At 64.8% G+C, this 18691-nt stretch carries 21 protein-coding genes and 1 tRNA gene; 6 read left to right on the top strand and 16 right to left on the bottom strand.

What is annotated here, in order from left to right:
* Positions 1–14: 14 nt before the first annotated feature.
* Positions 15–317 (bottom strand): GIY-YIG nuclease family protein, encoded by a 303-nt coding sequence (locus tag VGR99_RS27870; protein ID WP_326903166.1) that lies wholly within the window; start codon positions 315–317, stop codon positions 15–17.
* An 88-nt stretch (positions 318–405) separates the two neighbouring features.
* A complete protein-coding gene (locus VGR99_RS27865) occupies positions 406–1608 on the bottom strand; it encodes a DNA recombination protein RmuC (protein ID WP_326903165.1) in 1203 nt (400 codons plus the stop codon).
* A gap of 171 nt (positions 1609–1779) precedes the next feature.
* Here VGR99_RS27865 and def point away from each other — a divergent pair, with 171 nt between their 5' ends.
* From def to truA, 3 genes are all read left to right on the top strand, one after another.
* Positions 1780–2304: a peptide deformylase gene (def, locus tag VGR99_RS27860; RefSeq protein ID WP_212027407.1), complete on the top strand. Its 525-nt coding sequence runs from the start codon at positions 1780–1782 to the stop codon at positions 2302–2304.
* A 143-nt stretch (positions 2305–2447) separates the two neighbouring features.
* Positions 2448–3371, top strand: a complete 924-nt coding sequence (gene fmt, locus VGR99_RS27855) for a methionyl-tRNA formyltransferase (protein WP_326903164.1) — start codon at positions 2448–2450, stop codon at positions 3369–3371.
* Entirely contained in the window at positions 3371–4108 is a 738-nt protein-coding gene (truA, locus tag VGR99_RS27850) for a tRNA pseudouridine(38-40) synthase TruA (protein WP_326903163.1), read from the top strand. Before fmt ends, truA begins: the two co-directional genes overlap by 1 nt.
* Positions 4109–4301: 193 nt before the next feature.
* Here the strand turns inward: truA and dapE are convergent, their stop codons facing one another.
* From dapE to rpmH, 12 genes are all read right to left on the bottom strand, one after another.
* The gene (gene dapE / locus VGR99_RS27845) at positions 4302–5468 is read right to left on the bottom strand and encodes a succinyl-diaminopimelate desuccinylase (protein WP_326903162.1); all 1167 of its coding nucleotides are present in this window, start codon (positions 5466–5468) and stop codon (positions 4302–4304) included.
* On the bottom strand, positions 5465–6109 hold the full coding sequence (locus VGR99_RS27840; RefSeq protein WP_326903161.1) for a DUF805 domain-containing protein: 645 nt from the start codon (positions 6107–6109) through the stop codon (positions 5465–5467). The genes dapE and VGR99_RS27840 overlap by 4 nt, the downstream gene beginning before the upstream one ends.
* Positions 6110–6176: 67 nt before the next feature.
* A complete protein-coding gene (locus tag VGR99_RS27835) occupies positions 6177–6710 on the bottom strand; it encodes a DUF805 domain-containing protein (protein ID WP_326903160.1) in 534 nt (177 codons plus the stop codon).
* Between the two features lie 89 nt (positions 6711–6799).
* Positions 6800–7645 carry a 2,3,4,5-tetrahydropyridine-2,6-dicarboxylate N-succinyltransferase gene (gene dapD / locus VGR99_RS27830; RefSeq protein WP_326903159.1) on the bottom strand — a complete coding sequence of 282 codons (846 nt, stop codon included), beginning with the start codon at positions 7643–7645 and terminating at the stop codon, positions 6800–6802.
* Positions 7646–7860: 215 nt separating this feature from the next.
* Positions 7861–8550, bottom strand: coding sequence for a pyrimidine 5'-nucleotidase (locus VGR99_RS27825; RefSeq protein ID WP_326903158.1), 690 nt, complete (start codon positions 8548–8550; stop codon positions 7861–7863).
* A 14-nt stretch (positions 8551–8564) separates the two neighbouring features.
* A complete protein-coding gene (locus tag VGR99_RS27820; protein WP_326903205.1) occupies positions 8565–9551 on the bottom strand; it encodes a DUF1036 domain-containing protein in 987 nt (328 codons plus the stop codon).
* Between the two features lie 77 nt (positions 9552–9628).
* On the bottom strand, positions 9629–10516 hold the full coding sequence (argB, locus tag VGR99_RS27815) for an acetylglutamate kinase (RefSeq protein ID WP_326903157.1): 888 nt from the start codon (positions 10514–10516) through the stop codon (positions 9629–9631).
* Between the two features lie 208 nt (positions 10517–10724).
* Complete coding sequence (locus VGR99_RS27810; RefSeq protein WP_326903156.1) at positions 10725–11087, bottom strand: DUF423 domain-containing protein; 363 nt, start codon at positions 11085–11087, stop codon at positions 10725–10727.
* Positions 11087–11740, bottom strand: a complete 654-nt coding sequence (yihA, locus tag VGR99_RS27805; protein ID WP_326903155.1) for a ribosome biogenesis GTP-binding protein YihA/YsxC — start codon at positions 11738–11740, stop codon at positions 11087–11089. Before yihA ends, VGR99_RS27810 begins: the two co-directional genes overlap by 1 nt.
* 108 nt (positions 11741–11848) lie before the next feature.
* The gene (gene yidC / locus VGR99_RS27800) at positions 11849–13696 is read right to left on the bottom strand and encodes a membrane protein insertase YidC (protein WP_326903154.1); all 1848 of its coding nucleotides are present in this window, start codon (positions 13694–13696) and stop codon (positions 11849–11851) included.
* Between the two features lie 16 nt (positions 13697–13712).
* Positions 13713–14135: a ribonuclease P protein component gene (rnpA, locus tag VGR99_RS27795; RefSeq protein ID WP_326903153.1), complete on the bottom strand. Its 423-nt coding sequence runs from the start codon at positions 14133–14135 to the stop codon at positions 13713–13715.
* Between the two features lie 28 nt (positions 14136–14163).
* The gene (rpmH, locus tag VGR99_RS27790; RefSeq protein WP_008542748.1) at positions 14164–14298 is read right to left on the bottom strand and encodes a 50S ribosomal protein L34; all 135 of its coding nucleotides are present in this window, start codon (positions 14296–14298) and stop codon (positions 14164–14166) included.
* A 349-nt stretch (positions 14299–14647) separates the two neighbouring features.
* Here rpmH and VGR99_RS27785 point away from each other — a divergent pair, with 349 nt between their 5' ends.
* The 3 genes from VGR99_RS27785 (at position 14648) to VGR99_RS27775 (ending at position 17405) form a co-directional block, all read left to right on the top strand.
* Positions 14648–16147: a HAMP domain-containing sensor histidine kinase gene (locus tag VGR99_RS27785; RefSeq protein WP_326903061.1), complete on the top strand. Its 1500-nt coding sequence runs from the start codon at positions 14648–14650 to the stop codon at positions 16145–16147.
* 258 nt (positions 16148–16405) lie between these two features.
* Positions 16406–16482 (top strand) — tRNA-Arg (locus VGR99_RS27780).
* Positions 16483–16502: 20 nt separating this feature from the next.
* Positions 16503–17405 carry a hypothetical protein gene (locus VGR99_RS27775; RefSeq protein WP_326903060.1) on the top strand — a complete coding sequence of 301 codons (903 nt, stop codon included), beginning with the start codon at positions 16503–16505 and terminating at the stop codon, positions 17403–17405.
* Positions 17406–17460: 55 nt separating this feature from the next.
* On the opposite strand, the gene VGR99_RS27770 is transcribed toward VGR99_RS27775, so the two are convergent.
* Positions 17461–18279, bottom strand: a complete 819-nt coding sequence (locus VGR99_RS27770) for a pentapeptide repeat-containing protein (RefSeq protein ID WP_414645192.1) — start codon at positions 18277–18279, stop codon at positions 17461–17463.
* 64 nt (positions 18280–18343) lie between these two features.
* Positions 18344–18664: a hypothetical protein gene (locus VGR99_RS27765; protein WP_326903059.1), complete on the bottom strand. Its 321-nt coding sequence runs from the start codon at positions 18662–18664 to the stop codon at positions 18344–18346.
* Between the last annotated feature and the right edge of the window lie 27 nt (positions 18665–18691).

Here is an 18691-nt window from a genome sequence, read left to right as displayed (position 1 = left end):
TCCAGAGGCCGCATTCATGGAGGACCTGCAATTTCCGGATAAAGGTCGTTCCAGTCCGGATTGTCCTTCTCGATCAGCGCAATCTTCCAGTCGCGCTTCCATTTCTTCAGCCGCTTCTCCCGCTTGATCGCGTTCTCGGGATCGCCGAACTGCTCGAAATAGACCAGCCTCACCACATCATAGTCTTTCGTGAAGCCCTCGATGAGCTTCAACTTGTGTTCCGCGACGCGGCGGATGATGTCGTTCGTCACGCCGATGTACAGCGTTCCGCCGATCTTGCTGGCGGGAATGTAGACGTAGTAGCAGCGTTCGCCCATCTGCCCCCTCTGGGATACTGGGTCGCCCGGTCAAGCCGGGCGACGACAGCGAAATCGGGGCGGCAGCGTACCGGATCTCGGAAGAGAATCACTCTCCCGCCTGGAGCTTCCTCGGGAACAGCTCGCCCGCGGCGGTCGCCACCAGCCGCGGGCTCTCGGCCGGCGCGTCGGTCTTGCTGAAATCGAGCTCCTCGATCCGCCCGGCGCGCTTCTCGATCTTGTCGGCGGAGATCAGGATCTGGCGGACGTCCTCGTTCGCGTCGGCGAAGTGCTTCTGCAATTTGAGCACGCGGTCGCGCAGGCGTCCCAAATCGTCGCCGAGCTTGATCACTTCGGTCTGGATCTGGTCGGCGGCATCGCGCATGCGCGCGTCCTTCATGATCTGCTGCATCACCTGGATCGCCAGCATCAGGAGCGAGGGCGACACCAGCACGACACGGGCGCGATAGGCCTTCTGGATCACGTCGTCGAAACCGTCATGGATCTCGGCGTAGACCGATTCCGACGGCACGAACATCAGCGCCATCTCCTGGGTCTCGCCGGTGACGAGATATTTTTCAGCGATGTCGCTGACATGCTTCATCACGTCGCCGCGCAGACGCTGCGTGGCGGCACGTTTCTCCTCGTCGGTGCGGGCGTCGTGCAGCGCGGTCATCGCTTCCAGCGGAAACTTTGCGTCGATGCAGAGCGGGCGCTGATCGGGCAGGAACACGACGCAGTCGGGCCGTTTTCCGGTCGAGAGCGTGAACTGGAATTCGTAGGAGCCCTTCGGCAGACCATCCTGGACGATCGCCTCCATCCGCGCCTGGCCGAAGGCGCCACGCGACTGCTTGTTGGCAAGCACGTCGCGGAGCGTCGTCACCTGCGTGGTGAGATCGGTGAGGTTCTTGTGGGCGTTGTCGATGATGCCGAGCCGCTCGTGCAGCGCGCGCAGGCTCTCCATGGTGTTGCGGGTCGAGTGTTCCATCGACTGGCCGACCCGGTGGGTCACCGAATCCAGCCGCTCGTTGACCGCGCGGGCCATCTCGGCCTGGCGTCCCGCCAGCGCCTGGGTCATGGCGTCGGCTCGGCCGGCGGCCTCGCTCTGGGCGTGCAGCACCTGGCTGAGACGCTCCTCGAGCTCGTCGGCCCGGATCGCGTGCGCCATGGCGAGTTCCGCGCCGCGCCGCCCGGATCGCGCGATCACGACGGCAATGACAATCAGCAGGATGAGGACCAGTGCACCGAAGCCGATCAGCGCGTCGATGGTGCGCACCGGCCAGTCGCCCAGCATGAAAATGATCTCGTTCATGCCCGTCCTTCTAGCCGATTCGCCGGGGCGCACGAACGAATAGCGAACATTTATGGTTAATCGATCCCTAACTTTTATGGTTAACGAAACCTGAAGTTTTATGGTTAGCGGAGGGTTAACGGGGTTCCTGGGCGCATTGACCGCATCCGGCATGCGGCTTAAATCGCGGCCATGGCCCTCAGAGAAATCATCATCCTGCCCGACAAGCAGCTGCGTCTGGTCTCCAAGCCGATCGAGAAGGTCACGCCGGAGATCCGCAAGCTTGCCGACGACATGTTCGAGACCATGTACGACGCGCCCGGAATCGGGCTGGCGGCGATCCAGATCGCGCAGCCGCTGCGGCTGATCACCATGGACCTCGCCAAGCGCGACGAGAACGGCGAGACCACGCCGCTGCCGCGCGTGTTCATCAATCCGGAGATCATCGCCTCGTCCGAGGAGCTTTCGGTCTACGAGGAAGGCTGCCTCTCGATCCCCGAATATTACGAGGAGGTCGAACGGCCCGCCAAGGTGCGCGTGCGCTTCACCGATCTCGACGGCAAGGTGCATGAGGAGGACGCCGAAGGCCTCTACGCCACCTGCATCCAGCACGAGATCGACCATCTCAACGGCGTGCTGTTCGTCGACTACCTGTCCAAGCTCAAGCGCGACCGCGTGATGAAGAAGTTCGAGAAAGCCGCCAAGCGCGCGGAGTGAGCTTTCCGTCATTCCGGGGCGATGCGCAGCATCGAACTAAGGTGCGCAATTGCGCACCTGAGAATCTCGAGATTCCGGGTTCGGCTCCCCGAGCCGCCCCGGAATGACTGTCAGTGGATTGCGTCGTTCGCAGGTTTTCTCCCATGCCCCTCCGCCTGATCTTCATGGGCACGCCCGATTTCTCCGTGCCGACGCTGCTCGAGCTGGTCGCGCACGGCCACGAGATCGTGGCCGTCTACACCCGCGCGCCGAAGCCCGGCGGGCGGCGCGGGCTGCAATTGCAGCCGACGCCAGTTGAAGAAGCTGCGCGAAGACTCGGCGTGCCCGTGCTGACGCCGAAGACGTTGAAGACCGAGGAGGCGCTCGCAGAATTTCGCGCCTTCGACGCCGATGCCGCCGTCGTCGTCGCCTATGGCATGATCCTGCCGCAGGCGATCCTCGATGCGCCGAAGCTCGGCTGCTACAATCTGCATGCCTCGCTCTTGCCGCGCTGGCGTGGTGCTGCGCCCATCAACCGCGCCATCATGGCCGGCGATGCCGAAAGCGGCGTGATGGTGATGAAGATGGATGTCGGCCTGGATACCGGCGACGTCGCCATGGCCGAGCGGCTTGCGATCACCGACACCATGACCGCGATCGATCTGCATGATCGCCTGTCCCGCTTGGGTGCCGATCTCATGGTGCGCGCCATGGCCGCGCTCGCGCGCGGCGGGCTCCAGCTGAAGAAGCAGAGCGAGGACGGCGTCACCTATGCCGCCAAGATCGACAAGGCCGAGGCGCGGATCGACTGGAGCAAGCCCGCGCGCGAGGTGCTGCGCCACATCCACGGCCTGTCGCCGTTTCCCGGCGCCTGGGCCGAGCTCGAGAACGCGCGCGTGAAGATTCTGCGCTGCGAGCTGGCCAAAGGATCGGGTGCGCCGGGCGAGGTGCTCGACAACCAACTGACCATCGCCTGCGGCGAGGGCGCGATCCGCATCATCGAGCTGCAGCGCGAAGGCAAAGGCCGGATGCAGGCGGCGGACTTTTTGCGCGGCGTGAAGGTCGAGCCGCCGATGCGGCTCGCCTGATGCCCCGCTACAAGCTCACCATCGAATATGACGGCGCACCCTTCTTCGGCTGGCAGGTGCAGGAGACGCTGCCCTCGGTGCAGGGCGCGCTGGAAGCGGCCGTGAAGGCGATGACCGGTGCGGATTTGCGCGTGCACGGCGCCGGCCGCACCGATGCCGGCGTGCACGCGCGCGGCCAGGTCGCGCATGTCGACATCGAGAAGCAGTTTCCACCGGGCCGTTTTCGCGACGGTCTCAACGCCCATCTGCGCCCGCATCCGATCGCGGTGCTCGAGGCCGAGATCGTCCCCGACACGTTCGAGGCGCGCTTCTCGGCCATCAAGCGCCACTACCGCTATCGCGTGATCAACACGCGCGCCAATCTCGCGCTCGACGTCGGCCACGCCTGGCGCGTGCCGCGCCGGCTCGATGCCGATGCGATGCATGCGGCGGCGCAACGCCTGCTCGGCAGGCACGATTTCACGACCTTTCGCGACACCGAGTGCCAGGCCAAGTCGCCGGAGAAGACGCTCGACCAGCTCGACGTGCTGCGCGACGGCCGCGAGATCACCATTGTCACCTCGGCGCGCTCGTTCCTGCACAGCCAGGTGCGCTCAATGGTGGGCTCGCTGGTCTGGGTCGGCGAGGGCCGCTGGACCGCGGACGATCTCTCCGCAGCGCTCGCCGCGCGCAACCGTGCCGCGTGCGGCATCGTCGCACCGCCGGAAGGGCTGTATCTGGTGAAGGTGGATTATTGAGGGGCGCGCGGAGAGCGTAGGATCTCACCGCACCCACCGCTGTCATGCCCCGGCTTGACCGGGGCATCCAGTACGCCGCGGCCTTTCGGTTCTATCGCTGTCGTCTCTGGAATACTGGATCGCCCGATCAAGTCGGGCGATGACAGCGGAGTGTGGGGCGACGGCGGAGTGGACGCGGAGGAGGCCGCAGCGCCTACGCAAAATACCGCGTCAAAATCCCGCGGTACACCTTCGTCAGCTTCTCCAGATCCACCACCGGCACGCGCTCGTTGACCTGGTGCATGGTCTGCCCGACCAGGCCGAACTCGATCACCGGGCAATAGCTCGAGATGAACCGCGCATCCGACGTGCCGCCCGACGTCGACAGCTCCGGCTTGCGCCCCGTCACCTCTTCGATCGCGGAGACCGCGAGATCGGTGAACGGGCCGGGCTTGGTGACGAACACGTTGGAGTTCGACGGCTCCCAGACGATGCGGGCCTTGATGCGGTTGCCGCAGGCCTTGGCGAGGCGCGTCTCGACCAGCTCGCGCAGGCTCGCCTGCGTGTGGTTGTCGTTGTAGCGGATGTTGAACTTGGCGCGAGCCTCGCCGGGGATGACGTTGTTCGCCTTGTTGCCGACGTCGACCGAGGTGAATTCGAGGTTGGAGGCCTGGAATTGCGCGCTGCCGTGGTCGAGCGGCTCGTCGGAGATCGCAACGATCAGCCGCGAGATGTCAGGCACCGGATTGGCGGCGCGGTGCGGATAGGCGACGTGGCCCTGCACGCCGTCGACATAGAGCGTGCCGGATTGCGAGCCGCGGCGGCCGACCTTGATGGTGTCGCCGAGCGTCTCGACATTGGAGGGCTCGCCGAGCACGCAATGATCGAATTTTTCGCCGCGCTCCGCGGCCCATTTCAACAGCTTGATGGTGCCGTTGATCGAGACGTCTTCCTCATCGCCCGTGATCAGGAACGAGATCGAGCCCGCCCCGTCCGCGCGCGGCTTGCCGCCGTTGGCGGCGAGATGCTCCAGCACAGCTGCGACCGAGCAGGCGATGCCGCCCTTCATGTCGACCGCGCCGCGGCCGTGAAGAAAACCGTCCTTCACTTCGCCGGAGAATGCGCCGACGCTCCAGGCGTTCTCGTCGCCCGGCGGTACCACGTCGGTGTGGCCGGCAAAGGTGATGTGCGGCCCTTCGGTGCCGAGCCGCGCATAGAGGTTGTCGACGTCGGCGGTGCCGGCTTCGGAAAACGTCACGCGGTGGCAAATGAAGCCGGCGGCGGTGAGGGCTGTTTCAAGCACCCCGAGCGCACCGGCGTCGGCCGGGGTTACCGAGGGGCAGCGGATGAGATCGCGGGCAATCGAAAGAGCATCGGTCATGCGCCCCGCTTAACATGCATGCCGCCGGGTGGGCTAGCGCTGGGCGGCACGAATTCGAGCTCGCGGCTCTGGTCCCAGCTTTTCGCAGGGGAGGCGGCGGCGCTGTCCTCGACGTCAGCCAGCGGGTCCGGGCCGAACCGGTTGTGGCCGGAGATGCCTGACAAAAAGAACAGCTCGACGATGCCCCACAGCCATAAAGTCGAAGCGGTGAAGTTGAACGGAAGCACCCAGTTGGAGGCAGGCAGCAGGTCCGAGAACTGGTCGAAAAGGCCGGGGACGAAGAAGAACAGAACGATCCACCAGCCGCTCCTGTTGCGATCGTGCAGCCGCTTGATCGCCGTCGCCAGGAAAATCCAGGAGAACACCGCCAGGCCGGCCCCCTTCAGGATGAGATCTGCGCGGTCAACGGACGCCAGCGAGTGATGGGTTCGGGGATCCACCAGCTTGAAGAGGTCGTCGAGGCCGAAGTCGAAATCGAGCTTGATGGATAGCTTGAACGATCCCGTGGCGCTGACGAGGTGGATCACCTGACCGATCACGCCGAGCAGGGCAACCATCACAGCGACGATCAGCAGCGCCTGCCAAAGCAAAGCGCGGTTGATGCGGCCGTCGAAGCGGAAGAGGTACCAGGTCCAGTCCATGCGCTAGGCTCCGGGCGGTGAGGCCGCCCGGTAATTGGTCGCGATGGAGGGAGGGAGGGTTCGATATTCAGCTCGGAGGGAGTGGGCCAGAACGGCGCACGAGAAAATCCGGAACACCATGCGGCTCCAGGCGCGAAGCGACGGCGGCGCCGGGAGCGGTACGCGTCGGATCTGGCCCGAACCGGTTGGGCCCCTCGGTCCCCATCAGGAAAAACAACTCGATGATAATCCAGGTCTGAAGCAGGGACAGCGCAACAGCAAACATCACGAGCAGCATTTCCCTGGCGATCGAGATATCGACGCCGAACGAGAGCCCGAAAAAAAGCCCGTAATAGAGGTAGGAGAGACGATTGACGACGAAAATGGCAACCGCCCACCAGCCGCTTCTGTTGCGATCGTGAAGCCGTTTGGCTGTCGTGGCCGTGTTGATCCAGATCATCGGGATCGCGGCGACCCAGCCTAAAGCCTCCGGTGACGAGACCAGAAACGTGGACTTGTGCCAAGCCACGACCCAGAGCAGGAGGAGAGCCAGCTCCACAACGAGGTATCTGGCGCGGTTGAGGCGGCCCTTGAAGCTGAACAATAGCCAGACGAAGTCCATCGCAACCTCCAGACCGCGAGTGCTGCTCGCGGTCCCGAATGTTGGTCGCACCCGTCTGGAATTCGGTTCGATTGGCGCGTTGCCGCGCTCTAGTCGCGCAGCAGCTCGTTGATGCTGGTCTTCGAGCGGGTGCGCTCGTCGACGCGCTTGACGATCACGGCGCAGGCGGTGCTCGGGCCGATCTGGCCGTTCTTCATCGGCTTGCCGGGCAGCGCGCCGGGCACCACGACGGAATATTCCGGCACTTCGCCCATAAAGACTTCGCCGGTCTCGCGGTCGACGATCTTGGTCGAGGCGCCCAGGAACACGCCCATGGCCAGCACCGCGCCCTTGCGCACGATCACGCCTTCGGCGACCTCGGAGCGCGCGCCGATGAAGCAGTCGTCCTCGATGATCACGGGCTCGGCCTGCAGCGGCTCCAGCACGCCGCCGATGCCGGCACCGCCGGAGATGTGCACGCGCTTGCCGATCTGCGCGCAGGAGCCGACGGTGGCCCAGGTGTCGACCATGGTGCTCTCATCGACATAGGCGCCGAGATTGACGAAGGAGGGCATCAGCACGACGTTCTTGGCGATGAAGGCCGAGCGGCGGACGACGGCGCCGGGCACCGCGCGAAAACCGGCGTCGCGAAAGCGGTTCGGGCCCCAGCCCTCGAACTTCGAGGGCACCTTGTCCCACCAGCTCGCCTTGCCGGGACCGCCGGGAATGACGTCCATGTCGTTGAGGCGGAACGACAGCAGCACGGCCTTCTTCAGCCATTGATTGACCTTCCACTTGCCGTCGGCGCCGCGCTCGGCGACACGCGCCTCGCCCTTGTCCAGGGTCTCCAGAGCCTGGTCCACGGCCTCGCGCACCTCGCCCTTGGTCGAGGTCGAAATGCCGTCACGCGCGTCGAAGGCGCTGTTGATGGTGGATTCGAGGGCTTGGAGGGACATCGGGATTTCCTCTTGGGATCAGGAATTTTGAGGGGATTGGGGCGCTTTTTCGGGATTTGGCGGGGCGGAGTCAAGGCTGGGCTCGCCGTCATCACCTGCCTTGCGCGCAATCGCGCGCTGGAGCCCGTAGCCCGGATGGAGCGAAGCGCAATCCGGGACGGTCTCTCCGCGGCGCGAGGCCCCGGATTTCGCTGCGCTCCATCCGGGCTACGGCGTCACCGCGACAACCTCGCCAAAAACCCCGCCAGATCATCCGTGACGTGGTCGACATGGGCCGCGTCCCGCCCCTCCAGTTCCCAATCCTCGCGCACCACCTCCTTGGTGCCGTCGGGCACCACCAGCACCGTGGTCATGCCGAGCTGGTGCGGGACGGTGAGGTTGCGGGAGAGGTCCTCGAACATCGCGGCGCGGGTCGGATCGACCGCATGGTCGCCGAGAAATTTCTGGTAGGTCTGCGCCGCCGGCTTGGGCTCGAAGCCGGCCGCGATGATGTCGAACACGCCGTCGAAATGCGAGCCGAGACCGAGCCGCGCCAGCACTGCATCGACATGGTCGACCGAGCCGTTGGTCAGGATCAGCTTGCGCCCCGGCAGCTTGGCGATGGCTTCGCCCAGCGCCGGGTTCGGCTCCAGCGGCGAGTGGTCGATTTTATGGACATAGGCGAGGTAGTCGTCGGCGCGTACGCCGTGCAGGGTCATCATGCCGCGCATGGTGGTGCCGAAGCGCCGGTAATAGTCCTTCTGGATGTTGCGCGCTTCCGCAGGGCCGACATTCAGCCAGTTGCAGACGAACTCCCCGATCCGCGCGTCGACCTGCTGCCACAGATTGACGTGATGCGGATAGAGCGTGTTGTCGAGGTCGAACACCCAGGTGTCGACATGGCCGAAGGCGCGGGGTTGGTTCATCGCAACTCTCTCAATCACGGCATCGCAAAGCGCAGCGTCTTGCCGCCGCTCGACATGTCCACCGCACCAAAGCCCATCGCCGCAAATCCGCGCGCGTTGCAATCGGTCTGCTCGTTGGTCTCGAACTTGGTCTCGCGCGTGCAGAGCTGCTTCTCGCCGCCCCAGTTCAGCGGCCTGTCCTTCAGCTTGATGGTCCGGTTGTCGGCATCGATCGCTTCCGCGAAGCTGAAGATCTGCTTCGGCTGGCCGCTGACGTCAGGATGCAGGCATTTGCCGGGGTCGATGCGGTACCAGCCGCGGCTGGTCACCGACTTGCCGTCGTCGGTCGCGATCGCCGCCATCACCTTGTGCGGCGTGTCGTTGCACCAGGTCAGGCCGCTTGCGGACGGCGTCTGCGTCGCATCGACCACGGTCTTGAAGAAAGTCGGCGACGAGGCGGCGTCGGATGACAGCCCGCGGCTCTTCAGGAACGCGGCGAGCGCCGCCTGCGTCTTCGGCCCGTCGACGCCGTCGATCGCGCCGACGTCGTAGCCGATGATCACCAGCAGCCGCTGGATGCCTGCGAGGCGCGCCTGCTCGTCGTCATATTCGGAATCCTCGGCCAGGTAAGCAATGAGGTTGCCGTCGTCGCCTTGTGTCGGCGTCACCTGGGTGAAGGCGGCCTGGGTCTGGCCGCTGCGGCACTGCCGTGCGGCCGCGATGACGAAATTGTCCTGCGCCACGCACAGCATGTCGCTGCCGTTCTGCGGAATCGGCGAGGCGCCATAGACTCCGAGCGCGCGGGCGTTGAGCAGGATGCGGTCGGCAGACAGCGTGCCCTGCACCACCACGCGGCAGGTGGCGGGATCGATCCTGAACCAGCCGCGCGTCGCGGTGGCCGCCTTGTCGTCGATGCCGATCGCGGCCTCGACGACATAAGACATGCGGTTGCAGATCTTGAGGTCGGCGAAAGCCGGCGCGGAGGAGAAGACGAACGAGACGGCGGCGGCCGGCAGCGTCATCAGGAGACGCGTCAGAGGCGAGCGGCTGTGCCGCCGCTCTTGCCCGGCCATGGCGTCGTGTCTCGTCTTCTCGCGCCTCACTTGTGGATCAGCGTGCCCGTGCCCTGGTTGGTGAAGAGCTCGAGCAGCACCGCGTGCTGCATCTTGCCGTCGATGATGACGACGCCCTCCACGCCCTGCTCGAGCGCGTAGATGCAGGTCTCGACCTTCGGGATCATGCCGCCGGAAATGGTGCCGTCGGCGATCAGCTTGCGCGCGTCCTTCACCGAGAGCTGCGGGATCAGCTTCTTCGACTTGTCGAGCACGCCAGGCACGTCGGTGAGCAGCAACAGGCGCTTGGCCTTCAGCGCACCGGCGACTGCGCCCGCAAAAGTATCGGCGTTGACGTTCAGCGTCTGGCCTTCCTTCGAGGTCGCGAGCGGCGCCAGCACCGGGATCAGCTCGTAGCCGATCAGCTGGTTGAGCAGCGTGAGGTCGACCTTCTCGGGATCGCCGACGAAGCCGAGATCGACCGCCTTCTCGATATGCGAGCCCGGATCGATGATGGTGCGCGTCGTCTTCGACGCCTTCACCATGTTGCCGTCCTTGCCCGACAGGCCCACGGCCTTGCCGCCAGCCTCGTTAATGTAGCCGACGATCTGCTTGTTGACGGAGCCGGCGAGCACCATCTCGACGATCTCGATCGTCGCCGCGTCGGTGATGCGCAGGCCGGCGGCGAATTCCGAGACGATGCCGAGGCGCTTGAGCATGGTCGCGATCTGAGGCCCGCCGCCATGCACCACCACCGGATTGATCGCGGTCTGCTCGAGCAGCACGATGTCGCGGGCAAAATTCTTCGCGGTCTCCTCGTCGCCCATGGCATGGCCGCCATATTTGATGACGATGGTTTCTTCGTCGTACTGCTGCATGTGCGGCAGCGCTTCGGACAGGATGCGGGCCTGGTCGAGCGGGGAGATTTCGGTCATGAGGCGGATCTCGCTGGCGGGACTAACGCGGCCTGCGTTCTATCTGATTGGCAGGGGCAGCGCAAAGTGTGGCTGGCATGTCGCTCTCGTGTCCCGGACGCGGTGCGGCGCGTAGTGCCGCGCCGCTGAGCCGGGATCCAGAAAGCGGCATGGGCCCCGGCTCAGCAGCGCACCGCTGAAGCGCTGCGCTGCGTCCGGGGCACGAGACCTATTTCCTCGCCACGACCACCGCGGCCAGCGTCACCGCCAGCCACCCCAGAATCATCACCGTCCCGCCGGTCGGCGCCGCATAGGGAAACAGCGAGTGCCCGGCATATTGCCGCAAGGTCAGGTCGCCCGCGAACAGCGCGGCGCCGATCACGAAGCCGAATGCGGCGATGAGGCCAATTCCGCCGTGTAGAAGGCCGCGCGCGAGCAGGGCGACGGTCGCAAGTATGGCAGTTGCATGAAACAGCAGCATGGCGCTTGCGGAGGCAAGCCGGCTGGCGTCAGCGCCATGGGCGGAGGCGGCGGCCAGCGCGACGCCGGCGGCGCCCATCAAACCGGCAAGCCCGATCAGAAGGCGAGCCATCACTTGGTCCGCTCTTCCACAAGCTTCGCCATCGCCGCACGGAGCTCGGCCATGCCGGTCGAGCTCCGCGACGACGTCGCGAGCACGTTCGGGAACGCGGCCGGATGTTTGGCGAGCGCAGCCTCGGTGTCCGCGATGCGCGTCTGCAGTTCGGACGCCTTCACCTGATCGGCCTTGGTGAGCACGATCTGGTAGCTGACCGCTGAGCGGTCGAGCGTCTTCAGGATCTCGAGATCGACGTCCTTGAGGCCGTGCCGTGCGTCGATCAGCACGTAGACGCGCGCGAGCGAGGCTCGTCCGAGCAGGAATGTGTGGATCAGCTCGGTCCAGGACGCGACCTGGCTCTTCGGCGCCTTGGCGTAGCCGTAGCCGGGCATGTCGACGAGGCGCAGGTCGGTTTTCCCGGGGACCTCGAAGAAGATCAGCTCCTGGGTCCGGCCCGGCGTATGCGAGGTACGCGCCAGCGCGTTGCGGCCCGTGAGTGCGTTGATCAGGCTGGACTTGCCGACATTGGAGCGGCCGGCAAAGGCGATCTCCAGCCCCGCCATCGGCGGCAACGTCTGGATCGAGGGCGAGGCCCAGATGAACTGCCAGTCGCGCGCGAACAGCTTTCGCCCGGCCTCGATCAGCTTCGCATCTTTATCGTCGGTCATGCGAAGCTCTTTGTTTCCCTACGTCATTGCGAGCGAAGCGAAGCAATCCAGGCTTTCTCAGCGGATACAGCCTGGATTGCTTCGTCGCTTCGCTCCTCGCAATGACGACTACGTCGCCTTCCGCGCGAACGTCGCCTTGAGATTGTCGAACAACTCCACCTTCACGCCGTTGCGGCGCATGATGAAGCTCTGCTGGAGCACCGAGAGCAGATTGTTCCAGGCCCAGTAGATCACGAGGCCCGCCGGGAAGCCCGCCAGCATGAAGGTGAAGATCAGCGGCATCCAGTTGAAGATGAGCTGCTGCGTCGGATCCGGCGGCGTCGGGTTCAGCTTCATCTGGAACCACATCGTGATGCCCATGATGATCGGCCAGATGCCGAGCGCGAGGTAATGGCCGAACACCGGGATCGTGGTCGGATCGACCGGGATCAGTCCGAACAGGTTGAACAGATTGGTCGGATCCGGCGCCGAGAGGTCCTTGATCCAGCCGTAGAACGGCGCGTGCCGCATTTCGATGGTGACGAACAGCACCTTGTAGAGCGAGAAGAACACCGGGATCTGGATCACAACGGGAAGACAGCCGGCGACCGGATTGATCTTCTCCTTGCGGTAGATCTCCATCATCTCCTGCTGCTGCTTCACCTTGTCGTCGGGGTAGCGCTCTTTCAGCGCCTGAAGCTGCGGCTGGATCGACTTCATCTTCGCCATCGAGGCGTAGGACTTGTTCGCCAGCGGGAAGAACAAGAGCTTCACGATCACGGTCACGAGCAGGATCGAGATGCCGAAATTGCCGAAGAAGCGATAGAAGAAGTCGAGGCCGAGGAACATCGGCTTGGTGATGAAGTAGAACCAGCCCCAGTCGATCAACAGATCGAAATGGTTGAGGCCGAGCTCCTTGTTGTAGCCGCCGAGGCCGGCGAACGGGAACACGCCGACAACGCCGGCTTCCTTGGCGCCGGCGAACAGCCGTGCATTCGCGGTCGCGGTGCCGCCGATCGCGACGGTGACGGGGTCGAGCAGATAGTCGGTCTGGTAGGTGTGGACGTTGCCGACCGGGTTCGAGGAGAAGCGCGCCTGGAGCTGCGCGCTGGTGTCGGGCAGCAGCGCCGAGGCCCAGTACTTGTCGGTCATGCCGAGCCAGCCATTGGTGGCCTTGAAGTTCACCGCCTTGGCTTCGTCGATCTTCTTGTAGGCGTATTCCTGCAGGCCATCGAGGTAACCGATCAGGCCTTCATGCAGGATGTAATAACCGGAGACCTGCGGCGTGCCGTGGCGCGAGATCAGCGCGAACGGATAGAGCGTGACCGGCGTATTGCCGACATTGCTCACCTCGTCCTTGATGGTGAAGAGATAATGGTCGTCGACCGCGATGGTGCGGCGGAAGGTGAGGCCGTCGCCATTTTCCCATTTCAGCACAACCGGCGTCGTCGGCGTCAGGCTGCCGCTGCCGTCCTGCTGCCAGAGGGTCTGAGCGTCAGGCATCTTCGCCGTCACGCCCGTCGCGGCCACCCAGCCGAACTCGGCGTAATAGGGCTCTGCCGTGCCGGAGGGCGAGTAGAGGACGATCGGCGGCGATTTCGGGTCGACCGTCTCGCGGTACTGCACCAGCGCGAGGTCGTCGATGCGGCCGCCCTTGAGCGAGACGCTGCCGGCAAGCCGCGGCGTGTCGATCTTCACGCGCGGGCTGGCTTCGATCGCGGCGCTGCGGGCAACGACCGGCTGGGCCTGCTGGTTCGCGGCCGGAGCGGCTGACGGCTGGGCCGCGCCGCCGGCCTGCGGCGTGGCGCCCGGCGTTGCGGACGCCGTCGGCTGCGGGGTGTTCTTCTGGAGTTCGGCCTGCGCCTGCTGCTGGGCGCGCTGCTTCTCCATCGCCGGCACGTTGTAGAAATACTGCCAGGCGATCAGGACGAGGCCCGACAGAATGACGGCGAGGATGGTATTACGATTATCGGTCATCTCTATTGTCTCGTCATCAATCCGGTTTGCGGCTGGTCGCAGGAGCAGGGCTGGGGCTCGGAGCTGGCCGTTGGCCGCGTCCTTTCGCCGGTCCCCTCGCTGATCCCTTGGGCGTATGCCGCGCGGGCTTCGTGAACGCTATGCGCAGATCGTCGAGCATGGTCGCGAAGTCGCGCGAGAGCGCGTCCCTTCGGCCCACCAGCACATAATCATGATGGGGCTGCATCGACACCGGATCGAGCCGCTTCACGAGTTCGCGAAGCCGGCGCCGGATGCGATTGCGCTCGGGGGCGTTGCCGTTCTTTTTGGTAACGGTGAAGCCGATCCGGATCGGGCCGCTGTCGTCGCGGCGGCGGCTTTGCAGGACGAACGCGGGACTATTCGCCCGCGCGCCATTGGCAACGGCGAGGAAATCCGCTCGCTGCCTCAGCCGATCCATGATGAAATCCCAAAAATGGGGGTCCGGCTCAGGCGCTCAGACGCTTGCGGCCGCGGGCGCGGCGGGCGGCGAGAACCTTGCGGCCGCCGGCAGTAGCGAGACGAGCACGGAAACCGTGACGGCGCTTGCGCACCAGTTTGCTGGGTTGATAAGTCCGCTTCACGGGTTTTTCTCCGCTGACCGGGCAATTTGCCTGTAGAATTGATAGGAAAGTCCGGAAGATGCGGCCCAAAACGGGCCCTTTGTCGGCCCCAAGAGAGCCGCTCCCGGCGTCACACCGGGTCATCGCGGACAATTTGCGCGGCTTATAAGGGAGCGTCTTGTTTTCGTCAACGTCGCACAAGCGCACGATTCCGGTGAATATCGCTGTTTGTGCGGGGTTTTTAACCCTAGAGGTGGCGACTCGCCCTATCAACACCTACATCCCACCTTGGCAGATTAGCGAACCGTAATTTGACCGGGCCGGGAACGGGTCGCATCTTCCATTAGCCTAGCCAACAGGGGCTCATTTCGTGGCAACGACAGACCGCCAGCCGATCCAGGATGTGGATCAGCCGGACCCGCCGGCGGCGCGGCCGCGTGGGACGGCCGGGCTCGGGCTGTCAGGCAAGCTGCTGCTGCTCACCGTCCCCCTGGTGATGATCGCGGCGATCCTGCTCTACGTGCCCGCCATCGCCAACTTCTGGGTCAACCGGCTGAACGACCGTGTCGCGGCCGCCAATACGGCGGCGCTGGTGCTCGATGCCGCGCCGCTCGGCATGGTCCCCGATTCGCTCTCGCGCGAGATCCTGAAAAGCATCAATGCCCGCGCCGTCGCCATCAAGATGGGCCAGCAGCGCCGGCTGCTCGCCAGCGACAATCTGCCTACCGCGATCGAGCATGACGTCGACCTGCGCGACATGACGGTATGGGAGGCGATCACCGGCTCGTTCCAGATGATGCTTGAGACCGGCAACCAGCCGATCCGCATCGTCGGCCCCGGCGTCGGCAACGCCCAGTTCGTCGAGATCGTGACCGACGAATTGCCGCTGCGGCAGTCGATGTACCGCTTCTCCCGCAACGTCGTGGTGGTCGCGCTGATCATCGGCGTGCTGACCGCGGGCCTGGTCTATCTCGCGCTCCATTATCTCTTCGTGCGGCCGATGCGGCGGCTCACCGCCAGCCTGGTCGGCTTCCACGAAAACCCTGAAAGCTCGGCGCGGATCATCGTGCCGAGCCAGCGCAGCGACGAAATTGGTGTCGCCGAGCGCGAATTGTCGGACATGCAGCGCGATCTGATGTCGATGCTGCATCAGAAGAGCCGGCTCGCCGCGCTCGGCCTCGCGGTCTCCAAGATCAACCACGATCTGCGCAATCTGCTCGCCTCGGCACAGCTTCTGTCCGATCAGCTCGCCAGCGTGCCGGATCCGCGGGTGCAGCGCTTTGCGCCGAAACTGGTGCGCTCGCTCGAGCGCGCCATCGCGTTCTGCCAGTCGACGCTGTCCTATGGCCGCGCCCAGGAGGCCGCGCCCGACCGCCGCATGATCATGATCGAGCCTGTCGTGCTCGAGGTGCGCGAGACCGCAGGCCTCGCCTCGGATGCCTCGATCGCCTGGGTCGCTGCGATCGAGCGTGGGCTCGCGATCGATGCCGACCCGGACCAGCTGTTCCGCGTGCTGCTCAACCTCGTCCGCAACGCCGCCCAGGCGCTGGAAAGCCATGCGTCGGTCGAGGGCGGCGCGCAGCAGATCCGGATCACCGGCAAGCGCGAGGGCGCCGTCGCCATCCTGGAGGTCTCCGACACCGGCCCCGGCGTGCCCCAGAAGACGCGGGACCATCTGTTCGAGGCGTTCCAGACCTCCGGCCGCCCCGGCGGCAGCGGGCTGGGCCTCGCCATCGCCGCCGAGCTCGTCCGCGCCCATGGTGGCGAGATTCATCTGGTCGAAGGCACCATCGGCGCCACCTTCCGGATCGTCATCCCCGACCGCCCCGTGGAACTCCTCTCCATCCGCAACGAGCGGCAGCGGGCGTAACTCGGCCAAAGGCCGAGATACGACGTCATTCCGGGGCGGCGCAAAGCACCGAACCCGGAATCCAGTTTGACGTCGAGATTCCGGGTTCTCGCTTCGCGAGCCCCGGAATGACAGCGAGAAGGGTGAAAATACGCGAAAATCTCTCCATCCCGGACCTTGCCAATCGGGACAAGAGCGGTTAGTCAAAGCGCTCTTTCGCACCCCTCCCGGCCTCCGGGAGATGCGCCGCGGGCTACGCCCGCGCTGTTTGCGAAAAACGCGCCCGTAGCTCAGCTGGATAGAGCATCAGACTACGAATCTGAGGGTCGGACGTTCGAATCGTTCCGGGCGCGCCATTTCGGTAGTATGTAGTTCCATGCCTACTATCGATCGCCTGATCTCCTGCCTCTTTCTGTTCCTCGCAATCGCAGCCGTCCCGGTGCTTCCCGCACGCGGGGCCGAAACCTGTCCGTTCATCAGCGCCCGGGAACTCGCCGGCGCGATGCCGGCGCTCAAATGGTCGCTGATTTCAAATCAGGACGGCCGCGGCTGCATCTATCAGGCCGGGCGCGGCGACACGATGATGCTGAGCGTGTTCCGCAATCCCGACAAGGACCGCGCCAAGGAATTGTACGCGACCTTCGTCAAGACGCTTGGCGAGCGCATGCCGCTTAACGCAGTCGCGGGGATCGGCGACGAAGGCCAGGGCGGAACGAGCGCCGCCGGCGCAGAGCGCCAGGAGGCCTCGGTCGTCGCCCTGTCCGGCGATTCCATTCTGCAGATCAGCGTCTATCCGATCGGCCGGCGTGCCGACGACGCGCTGCTCGGGCCGGTCACCGAAGCCGCGCGCGTTGCCATCGGAAACGTGAGCAAGAGCAGCGAGAAGTTCGGCGATTGCGAGTGGCTCACCGCCGCGGATGCCGACGGCTTTCTCGACAACAGCACGCTGACGGTCCAGCGGACCGGCGCCGGCAGCTGCATGATGTTCGATCGCGAGGCCAACACCATGACCGTCGCGGTGATCGCGATGTCGCGCGACACGGTCATCAACATGATGAAGCGCGCCGGCCCTTGCAAGCACGTGGCGATACCCGAACTCGGCAGCGAAGCGTTCGGCGAGCATTCCTGCACCAAGGGCAACGGCAACGCCGTCAACATCTATGTCTGGAAGAAGGGCAGGCAGGCTTCGATCCTGTTCGCACCGGTCAAGCCGCATCCTGAATCCGGCTCGGTCGAGCGCCTGAAGGCGGTCGCCGGGCGGGTCTATGGAAAACTGTAGCGGCGCCGCGTGACATGGCCGGCGCATGGGCCCCTGGCTCAGCTGGATAGAGCATCTAAGGCAGGCGCCGCGCCAGGTTCAAGTTCCTGGCCTTGTCCAGATTGCGGGCCTTTTCCAGCGCGGCTGCGCTCGGCAAGAGGGCCGACGCGAGATCGGTCTCGGTGAAATCGGCATCTGCGAGATTGGTGTTGGACAAGTCGGCTCCCGAAAGGTCGGCACCGCCAAGATTGCAATTCGCCAGATTGGCGTTCTGCAGCCGCGCGAATGCGAGATCGGTGCGCGCGAGATTGGCGCCGTTCAGATCGGCATTCCTGAGATCGGCGGATTTGAGCACGCCACGCATCAAGCCCATCGATTGATTGCGCATATCAGCGCTCAAGTCGGCGCCAGCAAGCTTGGCCCCGATCAAGCTGGCACCAGAAAGATCCGCGGTTATGCGAGCGCCGTTCAAATCGGCGCCGCCAAGCTTGGCGCGCTGCATCTGCGTGCCGAGCAGTGATGCCTTTACGAGAGACGCCCCCGTCAAATCCGCGTCGATCAGCCAAGCCTGGTTGAGGATGGCACGATCGAAGGCTGCGCCTTTCAGGCTGGTCCGGTTGAGCTTGGCGAGCCGGAGATTGCTGCCGGAGAAGTCGAGCCCCGAGAGATCGAGGTGCGACAGCCGCTTTCCCTGCAAATCGGCAGAGCTCCGGCCCGCGGCGTCTCGAGCCGCCGCCTTGAGAAGCGTCTCGACCTCGGCCCGCGTCATCTCGGATGTCGACATTTCGGGGCTGTTGAGGTCGACGCTGCGCAGCATGTCCTGCGACACGGCATCGATGGGATCAACCAATAGCGCCGTCATCGATACAAGAGCAAACGCGAGACGAAACAGCATCGCTGTCTCTCCGCTTTCCGGTAACCCGCCGATCAATTGTGGGCCTTGCCGCGCTCGCCGCGGCTTACGGGATCCTTGCCACGACGTTGGGCCGGTTTTTCTCGAGCCAGGCGACCGCCTCGGGTCCATCGACGACACACTCGAAGGTTTCCCAGGTCGGGTCCTCCAGCGATTCCGGTTGCAGTCGCTTCACCGCATACTCGACGAGGTCGTGCAAGCCTTCGTAGCCTCGCCGGTGCTCGAGGGATTCTGCGATCGTCGGGCTGGTCCATCCGCGTCGGGCCAAATCGACAATGCTCGGAGCGTCAGCCTCGCTGAACCACGGTGTGGCATCGAACTCGATGCAGCGGACATTGTCGGCGGTATGGCAAGTGGCGTGGATCATTGGCTTCCTCCGTTCCTGCTTCGCGGC

This window comes from Bradyrhizobium sp., from assembly GCF_035935975.1.
GTDB lineage: Bacteria > Pseudomonadota > Alphaproteobacteria > Rhizobiales > Xanthobacteraceae > Bradyrhizobium.
This window is presented reverse-complemented; position numbering and strand designations above follow the sequence as displayed.

Excerpts from the sequence above, each read along its gene's own strand:
- dapE (WP_326903162.1), bottom strand. The coding sequence starts at position 5,468 with ATGACCGATGCTCTTTCGATTGCCCGCGATCTCATCCGCTGCCCCTCG.
- dapD (WP_326903159.1), bottom strand. The coding sequence starts at position 7,645 with ATGTCCCTCCAAGCCCTCGAATCCACCATCAACAGCGCCTTCGACGCG.
- VGR99_RS27765 (WP_326903059.1), bottom strand. The coding sequence starts at position 18,664 with ATGATCCACGCCACTTGCCATACCGCCGACAATGTCCGCTGCATCGAG.
- VGR99_RS27775 (WP_326903060.1), top strand. The coding sequence starts at position 16,503 with ATGCCTACTATCGATCGCCTGATCTCCTGCCTCTTTCTGTTCCTCGCA.
- fmt (WP_326903164.1), top strand. The coding sequence starts at position 2,448 with ATGCCCCTCCGCCTGATCTTCATGGGCACGCCCGATTTCTCCGTGCCG.
- VGR99_RS27810 (WP_326903156.1), bottom strand. The coding sequence starts at position 11,087 with ATGGCTCGCCTTCTGATCGGGCTTGCCGGTTTGATGGGCGCCGCCGGC.
- VGR99_RS27825 (WP_326903158.1), bottom strand. The coding sequence starts at position 8,550 with ATGAACCAACCCCGCGCCTTCGGCCATGTCGACACCTGGGTGTTCGAC.
- yihA (WP_326903155.1), bottom strand. The coding sequence starts at position 11,740 with ATGACCGACGATAAAGATGCGAAGCTGATCGAGGCCGGGCGAAAGCTG.
- argB (WP_326903157.1), bottom strand. The coding sequence starts at position 10,516 with ATGACCGAAATCTCCCCGCTCGACCAGGCCCGCATCCTGTCCGAAGCG.
- yidC (WP_326903154.1), bottom strand. The coding sequence starts at position 13,696 with ATGACCGATAATCGTAATACCATCCTCGCCGTCATTCTGTCGGGCCTC.
- VGR99_RS27870 (WP_326903166.1), bottom strand. The coding sequence starts at position 317 with ATGGGCGAACGCTGCTACTACGTCTACATTCCCGCCAGCAAGATCGGC.
- VGR99_RS27840 (WP_326903161.1), bottom strand. The coding sequence starts at position 6,109 with ATGGACTGGACCTGGTACCTCTTCCGCTTCGACGGCCGCATCAACCGC.
- VGR99_RS27770 (WP_414645192.1), bottom strand. The coding sequence starts at position 18,279 with ATGCTGTTTCGTCTCGCGTTTGCTCTTGTATCGATGACGGCGCTATTG.
- truA (WP_326903163.1), top strand. The coding sequence starts at position 3,371 with ATGCCCCGCTACAAGCTCACCATCGAATATGACGGCGCACCCTTCTTC.
- VGR99_RS27835 (WP_326903160.1), bottom strand. The coding sequence starts at position 6,710 with ATGGACTTCGTCTGGCTATTGTTCAGCTTCAAGGGCCGCCTCAACCGC.
- VGR99_RS27865 (WP_326903165.1), bottom strand. The coding sequence starts at position 1,608 with ATGAACGAGATCATTTTCATGCTGGGCGACTGGCCGGTGCGCACCATC.
- rnpA (WP_326903153.1), bottom strand. The coding sequence starts at position 14,135 with ATGGATCGGCTGAGGCAGCGAGCGGATTTCCTCGCCGTTGCCAATGGC.
- VGR99_RS27820 (WP_326903205.1), bottom strand. The coding sequence starts at position 9,551 with ATGACGCTGCCGGCCGCCGCCGTCTCGTTCGTCTTCTCCTCCGCGCCG.
- def (WP_212027407.1), top strand. The coding sequence starts at position 1,780 with ATGGCCCTCAGAGAAATCATCATCCTGCCCGACAAGCAGCTGCGTCTG.